General features: G+C 69.1%; 12 protein-coding genes and 2 pseudogenes. 7 read left to right on the top strand and 7 right to left on the bottom strand.

The window, feature by feature from the left end; translation table 11 throughout:
- Positions 1–41: 41 nt before the first annotated feature.
- Positions 42–743, bottom strand: a pseudogene (locus ABZ810_RS14280) (type I glyceraldehyde-3-phosphate dehydrogenase); the annotation flags it as partial.
- Between ABZ810_RS14280 and ABZ810_RS14275 the strand changes: the two are divergent.
- A complete protein-coding gene (locus ABZ810_RS14275; protein WP_358403666.1) occupies positions 697–849 on the top strand; it encodes a hypothetical protein in 153 nt (50 codons plus the stop codon). The pseudogene ABZ810_RS14280 and the gene ABZ810_RS14275 overlap by 47 nt on opposite strands.
- A 157-nt stretch (positions 850–1,006) precedes the next feature.
- On the opposite strand, the gene ABZ810_RS14270 is transcribed toward ABZ810_RS14275, so the two are convergent.
- Complete coding sequence (locus tag ABZ810_RS14270) at positions 1,007–1,510, bottom strand: response regulator transcription factor (protein WP_358403061.1); 504 nt, start codon at positions 1,508–1,510, stop codon at positions 1,007–1,009.
- A 185-nt stretch (positions 1,511–1,695) separates the two neighbouring features.
- On the opposite strand from ABZ810_RS14270, the gene ABZ810_RS14265 reads away from it, so the two are divergent.
- Positions 1,696–3,372 carry a GAF domain-containing protein gene (locus tag ABZ810_RS14265; protein ID WP_358403059.1) on the top strand — a complete coding sequence of 559 codons (1,677 nt, stop codon included), beginning with the start codon at positions 1,696–1,698 and terminating at the stop codon, positions 3,370–3,372.
- Here ABZ810_RS14265 and ABZ810_RS14260 read toward each other — a convergent pair.
- Positions 3,369–4,979, bottom strand: coding sequence for an AAA family ATPase (locus tag ABZ810_RS14260; RefSeq protein WP_358403057.1), 1,611 nt, complete (start codon positions 4,977–4,979; stop codon positions 3,369–3,371). The genes ABZ810_RS14265 and ABZ810_RS14260 overlap by 4 nt on opposite strands.
- Positions 4,980–5,372: 393 nt before the next feature.
- Here ABZ810_RS14260 and ABZ810_RS14255 point away from each other — a divergent pair, with 393 nt between their 5' ends.
- Both ABZ810_RS14255 and ABZ810_RS14250 read left to right on the top strand, forming a co-directional pair.
- Complete coding sequence (locus ABZ810_RS14255) at positions 5,373–6,230, top strand: universal stress protein (protein ID WP_358403055.1); 858 nt, start codon at positions 5,373–5,375, stop codon at positions 6,228–6,230.
- A 279-nt stretch (positions 6,231–6,509) separates the two neighbouring features.
- Positions 6,510–7,301, top strand: a complete 792-nt coding sequence (locus ABZ810_RS14250) for a hypothetical protein (protein WP_358403054.1) — start codon at positions 6,510–6,512, stop codon at positions 7,299–7,301.
- 54 nt (positions 7,302–7,355) lie between these two features.
- On the opposite strand, the gene ABZ810_RS14245 is transcribed toward ABZ810_RS14250, so the two are convergent.
- Positions 7,356–7,688, bottom strand: coding sequence for a hypothetical protein (locus ABZ810_RS14245; protein WP_358403052.1), 333 nt, complete (start codon positions 7,686–7,688; stop codon positions 7,356–7,358).
- Between the two features lie 281 nt (positions 7,689–7,969).
- Here ABZ810_RS14245 and ABZ810_RS14240 point away from each other — a divergent pair, with 281 nt between their 5' ends.
- The 3 genes from ABZ810_RS14240 to ABZ810_RS14230 all read left to right on the top strand — a co-directional run bounded on the left by ABZ810_RS14240 (position 7,970) and on the right by ABZ810_RS14230 (position 11,195).
- On the top strand, positions 7,970–8,371 hold the full coding sequence (locus ABZ810_RS14240) for an Hsp20/alpha crystallin family protein (RefSeq protein ID WP_358403050.1): 402 nt from the start codon (positions 7,970–7,972) through the stop codon (positions 8,369–8,371).
- Between the two features lie 249 nt (positions 8,372–8,620).
- A complete protein-coding gene (locus ABZ810_RS14235; RefSeq protein ID WP_358403049.1) occupies positions 8,621–9,532 on the top strand; it encodes an ABC transporter ATP-binding protein in 912 nt (303 codons plus the stop codon).
- An 88-nt stretch (positions 9,533–9,620) separates the two neighbouring features.
- Positions 9,621–11,195 carry an ABC transporter permease gene (locus tag ABZ810_RS14230; protein WP_358403047.1) on the top strand — a complete coding sequence of 525 codons (1,575 nt, stop codon included), beginning with the start codon at positions 9,621–9,623 and terminating at the stop codon, positions 11,193–11,195.
- 64 nt (positions 11,196–11,259) lie between these two features.
- Here the strand turns inward: ABZ810_RS14230 and ABZ810_RS14225 are convergent, their stop codons facing one another.
- From ABZ810_RS14225 to ABZ810_RS14215, 3 genes and pseudogenes are all read right to left on the bottom strand, one after another.
- On the bottom strand, positions 11,260–11,898 hold the full coding sequence (locus ABZ810_RS14225) for a CBS domain-containing protein (protein WP_358403045.1): 639 nt from the start codon (positions 11,896–11,898) through the stop codon (positions 11,260–11,262).
- Positions 11,888–12,046 (bottom strand): universal stress protein, encoded by a 159-nt coding sequence (locus ABZ810_RS14220; protein WP_358403043.1) that lies wholly within the window; start codon positions 12,044–12,046, stop codon positions 11,888–11,890. Before ABZ810_RS14220 ends, ABZ810_RS14225 begins: the two co-directional genes overlap by 11 nt.
- Before the next feature lie 13 nt (positions 12,047–12,059).
- A pseudogene (locus ABZ810_RS14215) lies at positions 12,060–12,290 on the bottom strand (flavodoxin domain-containing protein); the annotation flags it as partial.
- Between the last annotated feature and the right edge of the window lie 87 nt (positions 12,291–12,377).

Raw genomic sequence — 12,377 nt, 5'->3', positions numbered from 1 at the left:
CTCCTCGGGTCTCGGCGCGATGGCTGAGCGATGAGGCGGAATCAGGAGGACCACGATGGTGATGTCATGTGGTCGATGAGGTCGGCGATGCGGCAGGTGTAGCCCCACTCGTTGTCGTACCAGCCGAAGATCTTCACCAGGTCGCCGTTGGCCTGGGTGAGCGGAGCGTCGAAGACGCAGGAGGCCGGGTCGCCGATGATGTCGCGCGACACGATCGGGTGGGTGTTGTACCGGAGGATCCCGGCCATCGGCCCCTTCGCCGCAGCCGCGAACGCTTTGTTGATCTCCTCCGCGGACGCGGGGCGTTCCAGCAGGCATGCCAGGTCGACCAGCGAGCCGTCCTCGATCGGCACCCGCAGCGCCATGCCGTCGAACCGGCCGGCCAGCTCGGGGATCACCACGCCGACGGATCGGGCGGCGCCGGTGCTGGTGGGGATGAGGTTCACGGCGGCCGACCGGGCCCGATGCAGGTCCTTGTGCGGGGAGTCGAGCAGGTTCTGGTCGTTGGTGTAGCCGTGGACGGTGGTCATGTAGCCCTTGGCCACGCCGAACGCGTCGTGCAGGACCTTGGCCATCGGAGCCACGCAGTTGGTCGTGCAGGAGGCGTTGGACACGATCGCGTGCCGTGCCGGGTCGTAGGCCTCGTCGTTGACGCCCATCACGATGGTGGCTTCGACCTCCTTGCCCGGCGCGGAGATGATCACCTTCTGTGCGCCCGCCTTGAGATGCGCGGCGGCGTCGTCTCGCTTCGTCACCCACCACTTCGGCTTCGACGACTTCCCGCAGGCCTACGAGGTGTTCGCCAACGCCGCCGACACCGGCGCCCTCAAGGTCGTCATCTCGCGCTGAGGTCTGGCCGCACCCGTCCGCCGGGTCGACGGAAACCTCCCTGGCGGTCCGAGGGAACCGCGGCGTGTCAAAGACGCTGTTCGGGTGGGACTGAATCTCGAGATTCAGTCCCGCCCGGTCGATGCATGGAAGGGACGTCAGGTCTTGTTTCGCGCGTTCACCGGTGTTCGGACTCTTCGGCCTTGAGCCGGGTGACGAGGGTCGCCGCCTGGGTTCGGCGGCTCAGGCCGAGCTTGGTGAAGATCTGGGAGACGTAGTTCTTGACGGTCTTCTCCGCCAGGAACATCCGGTCGCCGATCTGGCGGTAGGTCAGGCCCTCGCCGATCAGGTCGAGGATCTGCCGCTCCTGGTCGGACAGGGCCGCCAGTGGATCGACGCGCTCCCTGTGCTCGCGCAGGCGGGCGACCTCGGGCATCCGGGAGCGGATCTCGCGGCTGATGGAGATGCCGTCACCGTCGGGCAGGCGGACGTCCAGGACGGCGACATGGGGCCGGGCGGCCGGGATGCGCGCGAGAGCCTGGGCGACGGTTCCCGCCTCGCCGACGATCTCGATGTCGTCCTCGGCGGACAGGAGCGCGGCGACGCCTCGCCTGACGACCTCATGATCATCGGTGAGGAAGACACGGATGGGCTGAGGCGCTCCGGTGTCCGAGGCGTTCATTTCGCTCACTCCTTGCGCGGCGTTGATCGAACTCTAGTGACACGTGGTCTGGAGCCACAGGGACCAGGGTCCTTTGCCTGTCGCTCCAGGTAGAAGCGAGACATACTGGGCGCGTGGCGCCTGAGGATCCACCAAGAGACGGCAGAGCAGGCTTCAGGGATCCATCGGGCGAAGAGCGCGCACGGTTGGTTCTGCCGCACCTGCGCTTGGACGATCTGCTGCTCGAGTTGCAGGGGCGTCTTGAGGCGGCACGGGCCACCCGGGACAGGGTGCATTCGCTGCTCGAGGCCGTGGTGTCGATCGGTGGCGAGCTGGAGCTCGCCGCCGTCCTGCGCCGGATCATCGAGGCCGCGACGAAGCTGGCGGATGCCAGATACGGCGCACTCGGCGTGATCTCCGAGGAGGGTGAACGGCTGGTCGAGTTCATCACGGTCGGGGTGACGGACGAGGAGATCGAGGCCATCGGGCACTGGCCTCATGGCCATGGCATCCTCGGGTTGCTGATCAAGGAGCCGCACGGGCTGAGGCTGCCGGATCTCGCCGGACACCCGGAGTCGTACGGATTCCCGGCGAACCATCCTCCGATGCGCCGGTTCCTCGGCGTTCCGATCAGGATCCGTGACGAGGTCTTCGGCAACCTCTACCTGACCGAGAAGAGCGATGGCGGCGAGTTCGACGAGGACGACGAGATCGTCGTCACCGCGCTGGCCACCGCCGCCGGGGTCGCGATCGAGAACGCACGCCTGTACGAGCAGACGCGCCGGCGGGAAAGGTGGCTGGAGGCGTCGGCGGAGATCTCCACCGCGCTGCTCTCGGGGACCGATCCCCAGCAGGTCAGCGAGTTGGTGATCAAGCGGACGCGTGAGATCGCCGACGGCTCGCTGGCAGTGCTGGCGGTGGCCGACGGGCCGGACGAGGACCTCGTCATCGTGGCCGCGGACGGAGCGGGCGCCGACGAGATCCGGGGGCGCCGGGTCCCGATCGAGAGCACGGCCTCCGCGCTCGTCTATCGCAGCGGAGTGCCGCGGCGATTGGACGACGGGAGCGCGGAGGCGGCGGGCGCCGATCTCCCTGCGAGCGTGGACATCGGTCCGTTGCTCATCGTGCCGTTGGGGTCGGGCACCAGAGCGCGCGGCGTGATCTCGGTGACCAGGGCACCGGGCGCCGTCCCGTTCGGGACGGCGACGCAGCGGTTGCTCGAGGCGTTCGCGGCGCAGGCCGAGATCGCACTGGAACTCGCCGAGCGGCGCAGGGACGCCGAACGGCTCGGCCTGCTGGAAGACCGCGACCGGATCGCCAAGGACCTGCACGACACCGTGATCCAGCGGCTGTTCGCCACCGCGATGATGCTCATGAGCGCCATCAAGATCACCGAAAAGCGGGAGGTCGCGGTCCGCGTCCAGGGCGCCGTCGATGATCTGGACGACACGATCCGGCAGATCCGCTCGTCCATCTTCGCGCTCCAGACGTCGTCGAGCGAGGCCGAGCACACCTTGCGCGGGCGGTTGCACCAGGTCATCGACAAGGCGGCCGAGGGTCTCGGCTTCGCTCCGTCCGTGCGGCTGGACGGGTTGCTCGACACCCGCGTCTCCGACACCACCGGCCGGCACTTGCTCGCCGTCGTCCAGGAAGCACTCTCGAACATCACCAGGCATGCCGAAGCGCGGAGGGCGTCGGTGGCCATCGAGGTGGCCGACGACCTCACCCTGAGGATCGACGATGACGGGATCGGCATTCCCTCGGGCGGCAGGCGAAGCGGCCTGGCCAACATGGAAGCCCGCGCCGCCGAGCTCGGCGGCACCTTCACGGCCGGCGCCCGCGAAGGCGGGGGCACGGTCCTCGTCTGGCAGGTCCCGGTCTAGCGTCGAGCGGCGCCGGGTGTTCGGCTCTCACGTTCGTGAATCGTGACGCCATGAGACTGGAGGGCGCTGGAGGCCTGTTCGAGCGTCTTGTCGATCGGTCCACTGGTGTCGATCACATGGGCGTCCGGCCAGGGGGACGCGTCGGCGGCCATGGCGGCGGCGATCACGGCTGTCGCGTCGGAGGCTCCGTGTGGCCGGTTGCGGAGGCGCTCGGCGGTGAGCCCGGCGGGGGCGTCGCAGCGCAGCGCGATCAGATCGGCATGGGCTGCCGATGCCGACGACTGCGCCTCCTCCCGATGGCTCGCGTCGGTCCAGGACGCGTCGAGGACCACGGTCTCGCCGAACTGAAGCAGTCGTTGTGCACGTTCCAGCAGCATGGAGTAGGTGCGGCCGGTCGAGTCGGCGTCGTACAGACCTGTCCCATAGGGCGCAGCGGCGGATCGTCCCGGAGGGAGACCCGCGAGTTCCTTCCGGGTCCGGTCAGAGCCGATCAGTGTCGCTCCGAGCCGGTCCGCGATGGCGCCGGCGAGCGTTGACTTGCCGGTGCCGGGCAGCCCGCCGACCAGGATCAGCGAGACACTGCCGGCGCGGAGGTGGCGGAGCGCCACGGCGGCCAGGTTCGCGGCCTCGACCACGGCGCGCGAATCGCCCTGAGCGTGCCGGAAGCATGCGACCTTCGCACGGACGAACGCCCGGTACGCGACGTAGTGATGCCGCAAGGAGGGCGGAGCCGGGTCACCGGCGTACTCCGCGTACCAGCCGACAAATTTCTCCGCCAGGCCGGGGGCGCCGAGGCGTTCGAGGTCCATCGCGAGGAACGCGGCGTCGTCCAGGCCGTCCAGGTAGCGAAGGCGGTCGTCGAATTCCAGGCAGTCCAGGATCCGGGGCCCGTCGTCCAGAACGAAGATGTCGTGGGCGAGCAGATCCCCGTGGCCGTCCACTACCCGGCCGTCTGCGATCCGGGCGTCTAAGAGGGGCTCTCGCCCGGCAAGGAAGCGCAACGTGAGCCACTCGACTTCGGAGGCGACAGCCGCGTCGAGGGCGCCGTCATGGAAAGGCCGCACTTGATCGAAGCTCGCCTGCCAGCGCTCACGGAGAGAATCTCGAGTGCCCTCGGCCGAGATCTCCACGCCGCGCGGCGCCCTGGCGTGCCACGCCGCCAGGGTCCTGGCGATGTCGCGCAGAGCATCGTCAACGGGGCGGCGCGCCCGCACCAGACCGGCGAGCCGACGCTCCGCAGGCATGCGCCGCATGACCACGAGATGGTCGCAGACGTCACCGTCCGGCCCGTGCACGTCGGCGACACCGGCGTAGACGTCGGGGGCGAAACGCCGGTTGAGCTCGACCTCTCGATGGCAGGCGTGCTCACGTGCCTCTCGGGTCGTGAAGTCCAGGAAGCCCAGGTCCACCGGCTTCTTGATCTTGTAGGCGCGGTCGCCGGCGAAGAACACGATTCCGGTGTGGGTCTCGTTCACCGCGGCCGGATCGGTGGGGGAGAACGCGGTGCGCATCGGCCTCACGCCCGAGGATACGGGCCTGGGTGGGTGTCGTCTGCGGCGTTCCATTCCCGGCCTCCTCGCCCGACGGATCGGCGCGCCGATCTCCATGGCACCAGCCTGCCGCCACCAGAACCCGTGCATGCAGTGTGAGAGGTCCCTACCAATCGGGACCTTCGCCCCTGAACCTAGCCGCGATGCCTTGATGGACTGAACGCTCACCGGCCGCAGCAGGCACCCGGACCCTGGCGGTGCCAGGAGGACTGAATGCACGGCACGGGAAGACCTCGAGATGGCCAGGCAGGTCAGGCAGGTCCTCCGCAGCGGCTGACGCATGGACGCCCTTTGGGCCTAAGGTCCCGTCGCCGGGTGACCTCCGCCTGGTGCCGGAGAACGTAGATCGACCGAAGCTGAGGACATGACGAAGGTCGGCTCGGTCGCATCCGTCCTCGGACCGCGTACCGACCGCGCCGATTCGTCCGACCGGACCAAGGGAGAGAAACGATGTCCGAACCGATCATCGTTGGCACCGACGGCTCCGAATCCGCCGATCGGGCAGTGCAATGGGCTGCCGAAGAAGCGGTCCGGAGAGGGCGTCCCCTGCACATCCTCTGCGCGGAAGAACCGTGGGCCTACTCGATTCCGCTGTACTACGGAGCCGACGGGACCGGATCGCTCACCGACCTGAACCGCGGGATCCTGACCGCGGCCGAGAAGCTCGCCCGTGATCGGCGGCCCGAGCTGCGGATCACCTCCGAGATGGTGGCCGAGCCGACCGTCCACGCGCTCTGCGAACGGTCGGCCCGCGCTTTCGAGATCGTGGTAGGGCACCGCGGGCTCGGCGGCTTCGGAAGCATGGTCCTCGGCTCGGTGGGGTTGCGCACCGCGCAGCACGCGTCCGCCCCCGTCGTCATCGTCCGCGGTGAGGCCAGGCCCCTTCAGGGCGAAGTCGCCGTGGGCATCGAGGTGGGAGAGGAGTCCACCGCCCTTGAGCACGCCTTCGAAGCGGCCGCCGCGCGCGGGGCTCGGCTCCGTGTGGTGCACGCCTGGCAGATCCCCGATCGCCTCCTCCAGGCCGGAGCCCGGATCGACGAGCGTCAGCTCGAAGAGGCCATCCGCTGGCAGCTCATCGAGGCCCACGCTCCCTTCCGCAAGCGTTTTCCGGGCGTCGAGGTCGTCGAGGAGGCGCCACAGGACCACCCGGTGGCCGCTCTGGAGCACATCTCCCGAGAGGTCGACCTCGTCGTGGTGGGGGCGCACGAACGCAAGCCGGTCCCGTCCCTCCAGCTGGGTTCGGTCAGCCACGGCGTCGTCCATCACGCCCATTGCCCGGTCGTCGTCGCACGGAAGGCGTCCTCGTGACCGAGTGCCCGGGGGACCGCCGTGCCGGCCGGCGGGGACCAAAGGCCCTGGTGACCGGTGCGGCGCGGGAGAAGGCTGGAAGTCGCAGATGAAGGGGGCGTCATGTCCAATCCTTTGGAAGGGCCTGAATCGGTTCGTGGTCTGGTGACCGCAGCGGTCCTGGCACCTTCGGTGCACAACACCCAGCCGTGGCGTTTCGTTCTGCGCCCTGGCTCCGTCCTGGAACTTCACGCTGAGCCTGAACGGCTCCTGACGGTCCTGGACCCGCGGGGCAGGGCCATGCTGATCAGTTGCGGCGCCGCGCTTCTCAACCTGCGACTGGCGATGGTCGCCGCGGGGCGGCGCCCCGAGGTGACGATCACCGCCGATCGGTCCGGGGGCACGCTGCTGGCCGAGGTGCGGCCGGGTGCCCCGGTGGTCCTGTCGGCCGAGGAGAGCACGCTCTTCACAGCGATCGCCCGGCGGCGCAGCAACCGCCTGCCCTTCGAGGAACGGCAGGTGCCCGGCGAGATCGTGAAGGAAATGACGATGGCCGCCGAGGCCGAAGGCGCCCGGCTGTGGGTCGTCGGCCGCGATGTCACCCGCAGCGTCCTGGACGTCATCCGGCAAGCCGAACAGGAACTTGTCGCCGACGCCGGCTACCGGGACGAGCTCGACCTGTGGACCGCCGACCGGCACCGGCTCGACGGAGTGCCGCGCTACGCGTTCGCCCCCCGGCCGGGTCCGGGCGAGCCCCCGATGCGTGACTTCGGCCTCGACTGGTGGCACATCGTCCGCCCCGGCGCGCGGTTCGAACGGATGCCGCAACTGGCTGCCCTCGCCACGGCGGGTGAAGGCCCGGGAACCTGGCTCATGGCCGGTCAAGCGCTCCAGCGGGTCCTGCTCACGGCCACCGCACACGGCGTGGCGACCTCTCTGTTCACCCAGCCGCTCGATCTGCAGGACATGCGCTTGCAGCCGGCCGAGTACGAGAAGGGCACGCACCTCCAGTCGGTGATCCGCTTCGGCTACGGCCCGCCCGCTCCCTCCGCACCCCGCCGCCCGATCACAGCCGTCCTCGACGTCCTCTGAACACCTGTCACCTGGCCGATCGAACGGCTGGCGCCCAGCAGCGCGCCGTACCGCTCAGATGCCGGCCTTGGAAGCCTCGTGCCGCAGGGAGATTCGAAGCTCTTCGCCCGCCTGCCCTATCGCGTCGCGCATTGACCGAGCGGCGGCGCAAGTGTCGATCGTATGGCCGTCGAAGTAGACCCTCATCGAGACCAGCGCAGGCTTGGAGACCGCATGTCCCGCAAGCATCGCCAGCGTCATTTGGGCGTGGGCCACCCTGACGGCGGTCTCCTCCATGATCGTGCCCAAGACCTCACGGGCCTCGGCAGCGTCCGTCTCACTGACGCCGATGGACGTCATCAGCTCGATGTGCACGGTCTGGTGGCCGAATCCGGCTCCGTTCTGCACGATTCCCTCCAACCATCGATCCGCCCTCACGTGTTTCCACTCTGGACAGGGCGGCGGGTGCGATGCAGAGGCGAAGGTCCGGCGTGATCCCTGAATATGTCGGCCCCGCCATCAACGAAGGTCCCCTCTGACTCACCAAAGCCTCGGTCTGTGAGGGAGCAGGGCAACGGTCGGCGGTTTCAGGACCGACGGTCCCCGCATCAGGGAATTCGGTCCCTATCGACGAGATCGGCCGCGGAGTGCACTGAGATCGAAGGGGTTCTCACTGTTGAGGAGGCATCATGAGCACGCTCGAGTTCTTGGAGCCGAAGAGCCTGCTGCCCGAACTGGGCGGCTGGCCGGAAGAGCCGTTCGTAGTGCTCAGGACGCCCGCCGGAATGCCGGTCCGCCTCGAACACCGCATCGAGCACGGCGATTACGTGGTGCGTGCCGAGCTCGCTGACCTCGCCCCGGAAGACCTGGAGATCACCGTCGCCCGCAACGTCCTGGGACTCCATGCGGAGCGTCACGAACCTGAGGGTGAGGATGCGCAACGTCCGAGCATCGGCTCGTTCACCTGGTCCCTGGTCCTTCCCACCGGCATCGACCCCGAGCGCGTCCGGACCAAGTACGACCAGGGCGTCCTGACCGTGAAGGTCGCCGTCCCCGACACCGGGACGCACGGCGAAAGGGCCGGCGGATGAGCGCCCATGCGATCGGTCCGGGCGATCTGGGCCGCAGAGCCGCACACCGCCGCAAGGAACTCGGGCTGAACGTCGATCAGGCGGAATGGCGATCTCGCTTCTCCGCCACTGGTTCCGGGACCAAGGTCACTGGTGTCGGTTCTCGAGACGAGCGAGGCTGTAACCGTCGGAGTGTGAAGTGCCCAGGTCGGATGAATCCCTGGGGCCGACCCGGTCCGGGGGCGACCTCGTGCTCGTTAGGCGGTGACGATGACACCCGTGATCTCAGTGGCCGGTCTGGTCAAGTCGTTCGGCCGGACGCGAGCCCTCGACGGCTTGGATCTCGAGGTGGAGCCGGGGGAGGTGCACGGCTTCCTCGGGCCGAACGGCTCTGGGAAGAGCACCACTATCCGGATCTTGCTCGGCCTGCTGCGTGCGGACGCGGGCGATGTCCGGATGCTGGGCGGTGACCCCTGGAACGACGCGGTCGAGCTCCACGGCCGGCTGGCGTACGTGCCCGGTGACGTCACCTTGTGGCCGGGCATCAGCGGCGGCGAGGTGATCGACCTGATGGGGCGGCTGCACGGCGGGCTGGATCGGCGTCGCCGGGCCGAGCTGCTGGAACGGTTCGACCTGGACCCGCGCAAGAAGGCGCGGACCTATTCCAAGGGGAACAGGCAGAAGGTGGCCTTGGTCGCCGCTCTGGCCTCCGACGCCGAGTTGTTGCTCCTCGACGAGCCCACGTCCGGGCTCGACCCGCTGATGGAGGCGGCGTTCCGGGATTGTGTCGAGGAGATGCGCCGGAACGGCCGGACGATCCTGCTGTCCAGCCACATTCTGGCCGAGGTGGAGGCGCTGTGCGACCGGGTGAGCATCATCCGGCTTGGCCGGACCGTGGAGAGCGGCACCCTCAGCGAACTGCGCCACCTGACCCGCACCTCCATCGCCGTCGAGACGGAGCGGCCGATCAGCGGTATCGAGGAGTGGCCGGGTGTGAACGATCTCGTTCTGAACGGAACGCAGGCCCGTTTCGACGTCGACACCGCCCACCTGGACACGGCGGTCCGGCATCTGTCCGAGCTGGGAGTACGCAGTCTGACCAGCACGCCTCCGACGCTGGAGGAGCTGTTCCTCCGCCACTACGGCCAAGCGCCCGACCCTGAGGCCGGGGAGGCGGCGTGACGGCGACTGGAAAGGGACTCCAGTGAGCGTCGACACGCGCCGGACCGGGACGACGACCGGTCACGTTTCCCGACGGAGTCTTCGGACGGTGACCGGTAGCGGTGTTCTTCTGCGCTTCCTGCTTCGCCGGGAACGGCGCGGGCTGGTGTGGTGGCTGCTGGGTGCCACGGTTCTGTTCGGCTACCAGTCCGCGGGCAGCCAGAGCCTCTACAGCACCCCGGAGGATCTCGCGAAGCTCCGCCAGACGATGGGCGGTAACACCGCGATCGTGGCGATGAGCGGCCCCACCGAACTGCTGGACACCATCGGCGGCGAGGTCGTCTTCGAGATCTTCGGCTATCTGGCGATCGTCGTGGCGTTGATGAACATGTTCCTCGTCGGCCGGAACACACGTTCCGACGAGGAGACAGGGCGAGCCGAGCTCATCCGGTCGGCACGTGTGGGACGTCACGCTCCGTTGATCGCAGCTCTCTGCCTGGCGGGCCTGGCCGACGTGGCCGTGGGAACGCTGGTGTTCGCCGCGGGTGTCGGAACCGGCCTGCCGGTCGGCGGGTCCGTGCTCGTCGGCGCCGCGATCGCCGCCCTCGGCCTGGTCTACGCGACGCTGACCGCGGCGTTGGTCCAGGTGTTCCAGAGCACGCGCGGAGTGTACGGGGCCGTGGCCCTCGCCCTGGGGGTCTCCTACATGCTGCGGGCCGCGGGTGACGTCGGCGGCGGGGCCTTGTCGTGGGCATCGCCCATCGGCTGGGGGCAACGCACGTTCCCCTACTCCGACAACAGGTGGTGGCCGCTCCTGCTCTCCATCGCGGCCACCGTGATCACTCTTCTGGCCGCCCTGGCGCTGCTGGACCGGCGTGACTTCGGGGCGGGTCTGCTTCCGGCCCGTCCGGGACGCGCCACCGCCGGCTGGTCCCTGGGATCGCCGTACGGGCTGGCGTGGCGGCTCCAGCGCGGAGCGCTGGCCGGCTGGACGGCCGGAGCGTTCCTGCTGGCGGCGGCGTACGGCTCGTTCGTGGATTCCGTCCAGGACTTCGCCACCGACAACCCGGAGATCGCCGACTACCTGGGCGGCAGCGCGAACGTCGTCGACTCCTTCCTGGCCCTCACTCTCGCGATCATGGCGCTGCTCGCCGCGGCCTTCGGGATCACCGGCGTGGTGCGCATGCGCGCCGAGGAGACCTCCGGACGCGCCGAACCCGTGCTCGCCACCCCGACGAGCCGGGGTGCCTGGCTGGCGAGCCATCTCCTGGTCGCGCTCGGCGGCAGCGCGCTCATGATGGCCGTCGCCGGGTTCGGTGAGGGACTGGCGTACGCGTTCAGCGTCTCCGACCCCGCCCAGATCCCGCGGCTGACGGCGGTGGCTCTGGTGCACGTTCCGGCGATATGGCTGCTGGTCGGACTGGCGGCCCTCGGGCTCGGATGGCTTCCCCGCTTCACGGCCCCGATCGCCTGGACGGCCTTCGGCTACTGCGCCGTCATAGCGGTCTTCGCCGGCTCCACCGACCTCCCGGAATGGGCTCAGAGCCTCTCCCCGTTCACACACATCCCCGAGGTGCCGCTCGAGACCTTCAGCGCGACACCGCTTCTCACCATCGGCATTGTCGCCACCGTTCTTCTCATCGGTGGCTACGTCGGCTTGCGCCGCCGAGACCTGGGGTACTGACCGGCCTCGAGGGCCGCCGCCAACACGTGGTCGTGGCGGATGGTCCCGGCCGTCGGGGCTTCGGTCACTGCGTCGGCCGGGAACGACCCTGGTCGGGCTGGGCCGTTTCGTCGGTCACGACGACTCGGACCACCCCGGGAACGGTACGGGCCAGGAGCTCGGGGATCGGCTCGGCCTGCGGACGGCTTCCGCCTCGCAGCTCGACGACGCCGTCCAGGACGCGGACCTCCCAATCCGCGGCGTCGGGGACCAGGGAGGTGAGCGCGGCGTGCACGTCGTCGCGGATGCGCGCGTCACCGCGCGCCAGCACCGCCAGGAGGTCTCGACGGCTGAGCATGCCGACGAGCTGCTGGCCGTCGAGCACCGGCACACTCTTGATCCTGGTCGCCATCATCATCTCGGCGACCTCTCGGACGTCCCCGTTGAGACGGGCGGTGCGCACGTCCTCCGTCATGACCTCCGCGACCCATCGCGGTGGCGGGTCGTCCGGCGTCGCCACCCGCCGCACGAAGGCCCGGGGGTCGTGCTCGAACTCGCCTCGCAGCAGGTCCATCTCGCTGACGATGCCGACCAGGCGCCCGTCACCGCCGACGACGGGTGCGGCGGTGATCTGGTGGTCGTGCAGGACCCTGATCGCCTGCCGGACCGTGGCGGTGCGCGGAACGCTGATCGCGGGTGCGGACATGGCCTCTTTAACGATCATGGGAACCGTCCTTGCCGGCCCGGCCGTGCGGCGTGGGCGCATGGGTGACGATCGTGGTGCAGGGCGAATGGCGGACCAGATGCTGGTTGACCGACCCGAGCACGAGGCCGCGCACGCCGCCCGCGCCGCGCGAACCGACCACCAGCATGCGAGCTCGACCGGCGGCGTTGAGTGTCGCCATGGCTCGTCACGAATTCACGAGCCTCGATGAGCCAGGCTCGGTCATGGATGGCGCTGCCGAGGACGAACGCGTCGTAGCCGTTGATGCCGGTGACCTCGTCCATCGACATGACGTCGGGCTCGTCGCCCGCCTCTTCCAGCTGTCGCGCGATGCGCGCCGCGATGCTGCGCGTGGAGCCATGCGCGCTCGCGTATCCCACCAGTACCTTCATCGACCTGCTCCTTTCCACGCGAGCAGAGCGGTACGTCCTTCTTCAGTCAAGCTCGTGGCGTGCGCCGGAGGCAGAGGCGAAGGTCCT

This window comes from Spirillospora sp. NPDC047279, from assembly GCF_040643285.1.
GTDB lineage: Bacteria > Actinomycetota > Actinomycetes > Streptosporangiales > Streptosporangiaceae > Spirillospora.
Note: the sequence above shows the minus strand (reverse complement) of the source record. Positions and strands in the feature narration are given on the sequence as shown.

Excerpts from the sequence above, each read along its gene's own strand:
- ABZ810_RS14235 (WP_358403049.1), top strand. The coding sequence starts at position 8,621 with ATGACACCCGTGATCTCAGTGGCCGGTCTGGTCAAGTCGTTCGGCCGG.
- ABZ810_RS14240 (WP_358403050.1), top strand. The coding sequence starts at position 7,970 with ATGAGCACGCTCGAGTTCTTGGAGCCGAAGAGCCTGCTGCCCGAACTG.
- ABZ810_RS14260 (WP_358403057.1), bottom strand. The coding sequence starts at position 4,979 with ATGGAGATCGGCGCGCCGATCCGTCGGGCGAGGAGGCCGGGAATGGAA.
- ABZ810_RS14275 (WP_358403666.1), top strand. The coding sequence starts at position 697 with ATGATCACCTTCTGTGCGCCCGCCTTGAGATGCGCGGCGGCGTCGTCT.
- ABZ810_RS14220 (WP_358403043.1), bottom strand. The coding sequence starts at position 12,046 with ATGCTGGTGGTCGGTTCGCGCGGCGCGGGCGGCGTGCGCGGCCTCGTG.
- ABZ810_RS14225 (WP_358403045.1), bottom strand. The coding sequence starts at position 11,898 with ATGATCGTTAAAGAGGCCATGTCCGCACCCGCGATCAGCGTTCCGCGC.
- ABZ810_RS14250 (WP_358403054.1), top strand. The coding sequence starts at position 6,510 with ATGCTGATCAGTTGCGGCGCCGCGCTTCTCAACCTGCGACTGGCGATG.
- ABZ810_RS14255 (WP_358403055.1), top strand. The coding sequence starts at position 5,373 with ATGTCCGAACCGATCATCGTTGGCACCGACGGCTCCGAATCCGCCGAT.
- ABZ810_RS14270 (WP_358403061.1), bottom strand. The coding sequence starts at position 1,510 with ATGAACGCCTCGGACACCGGAGCGCCTCAGCCCATCCGTGTCTTCCTC.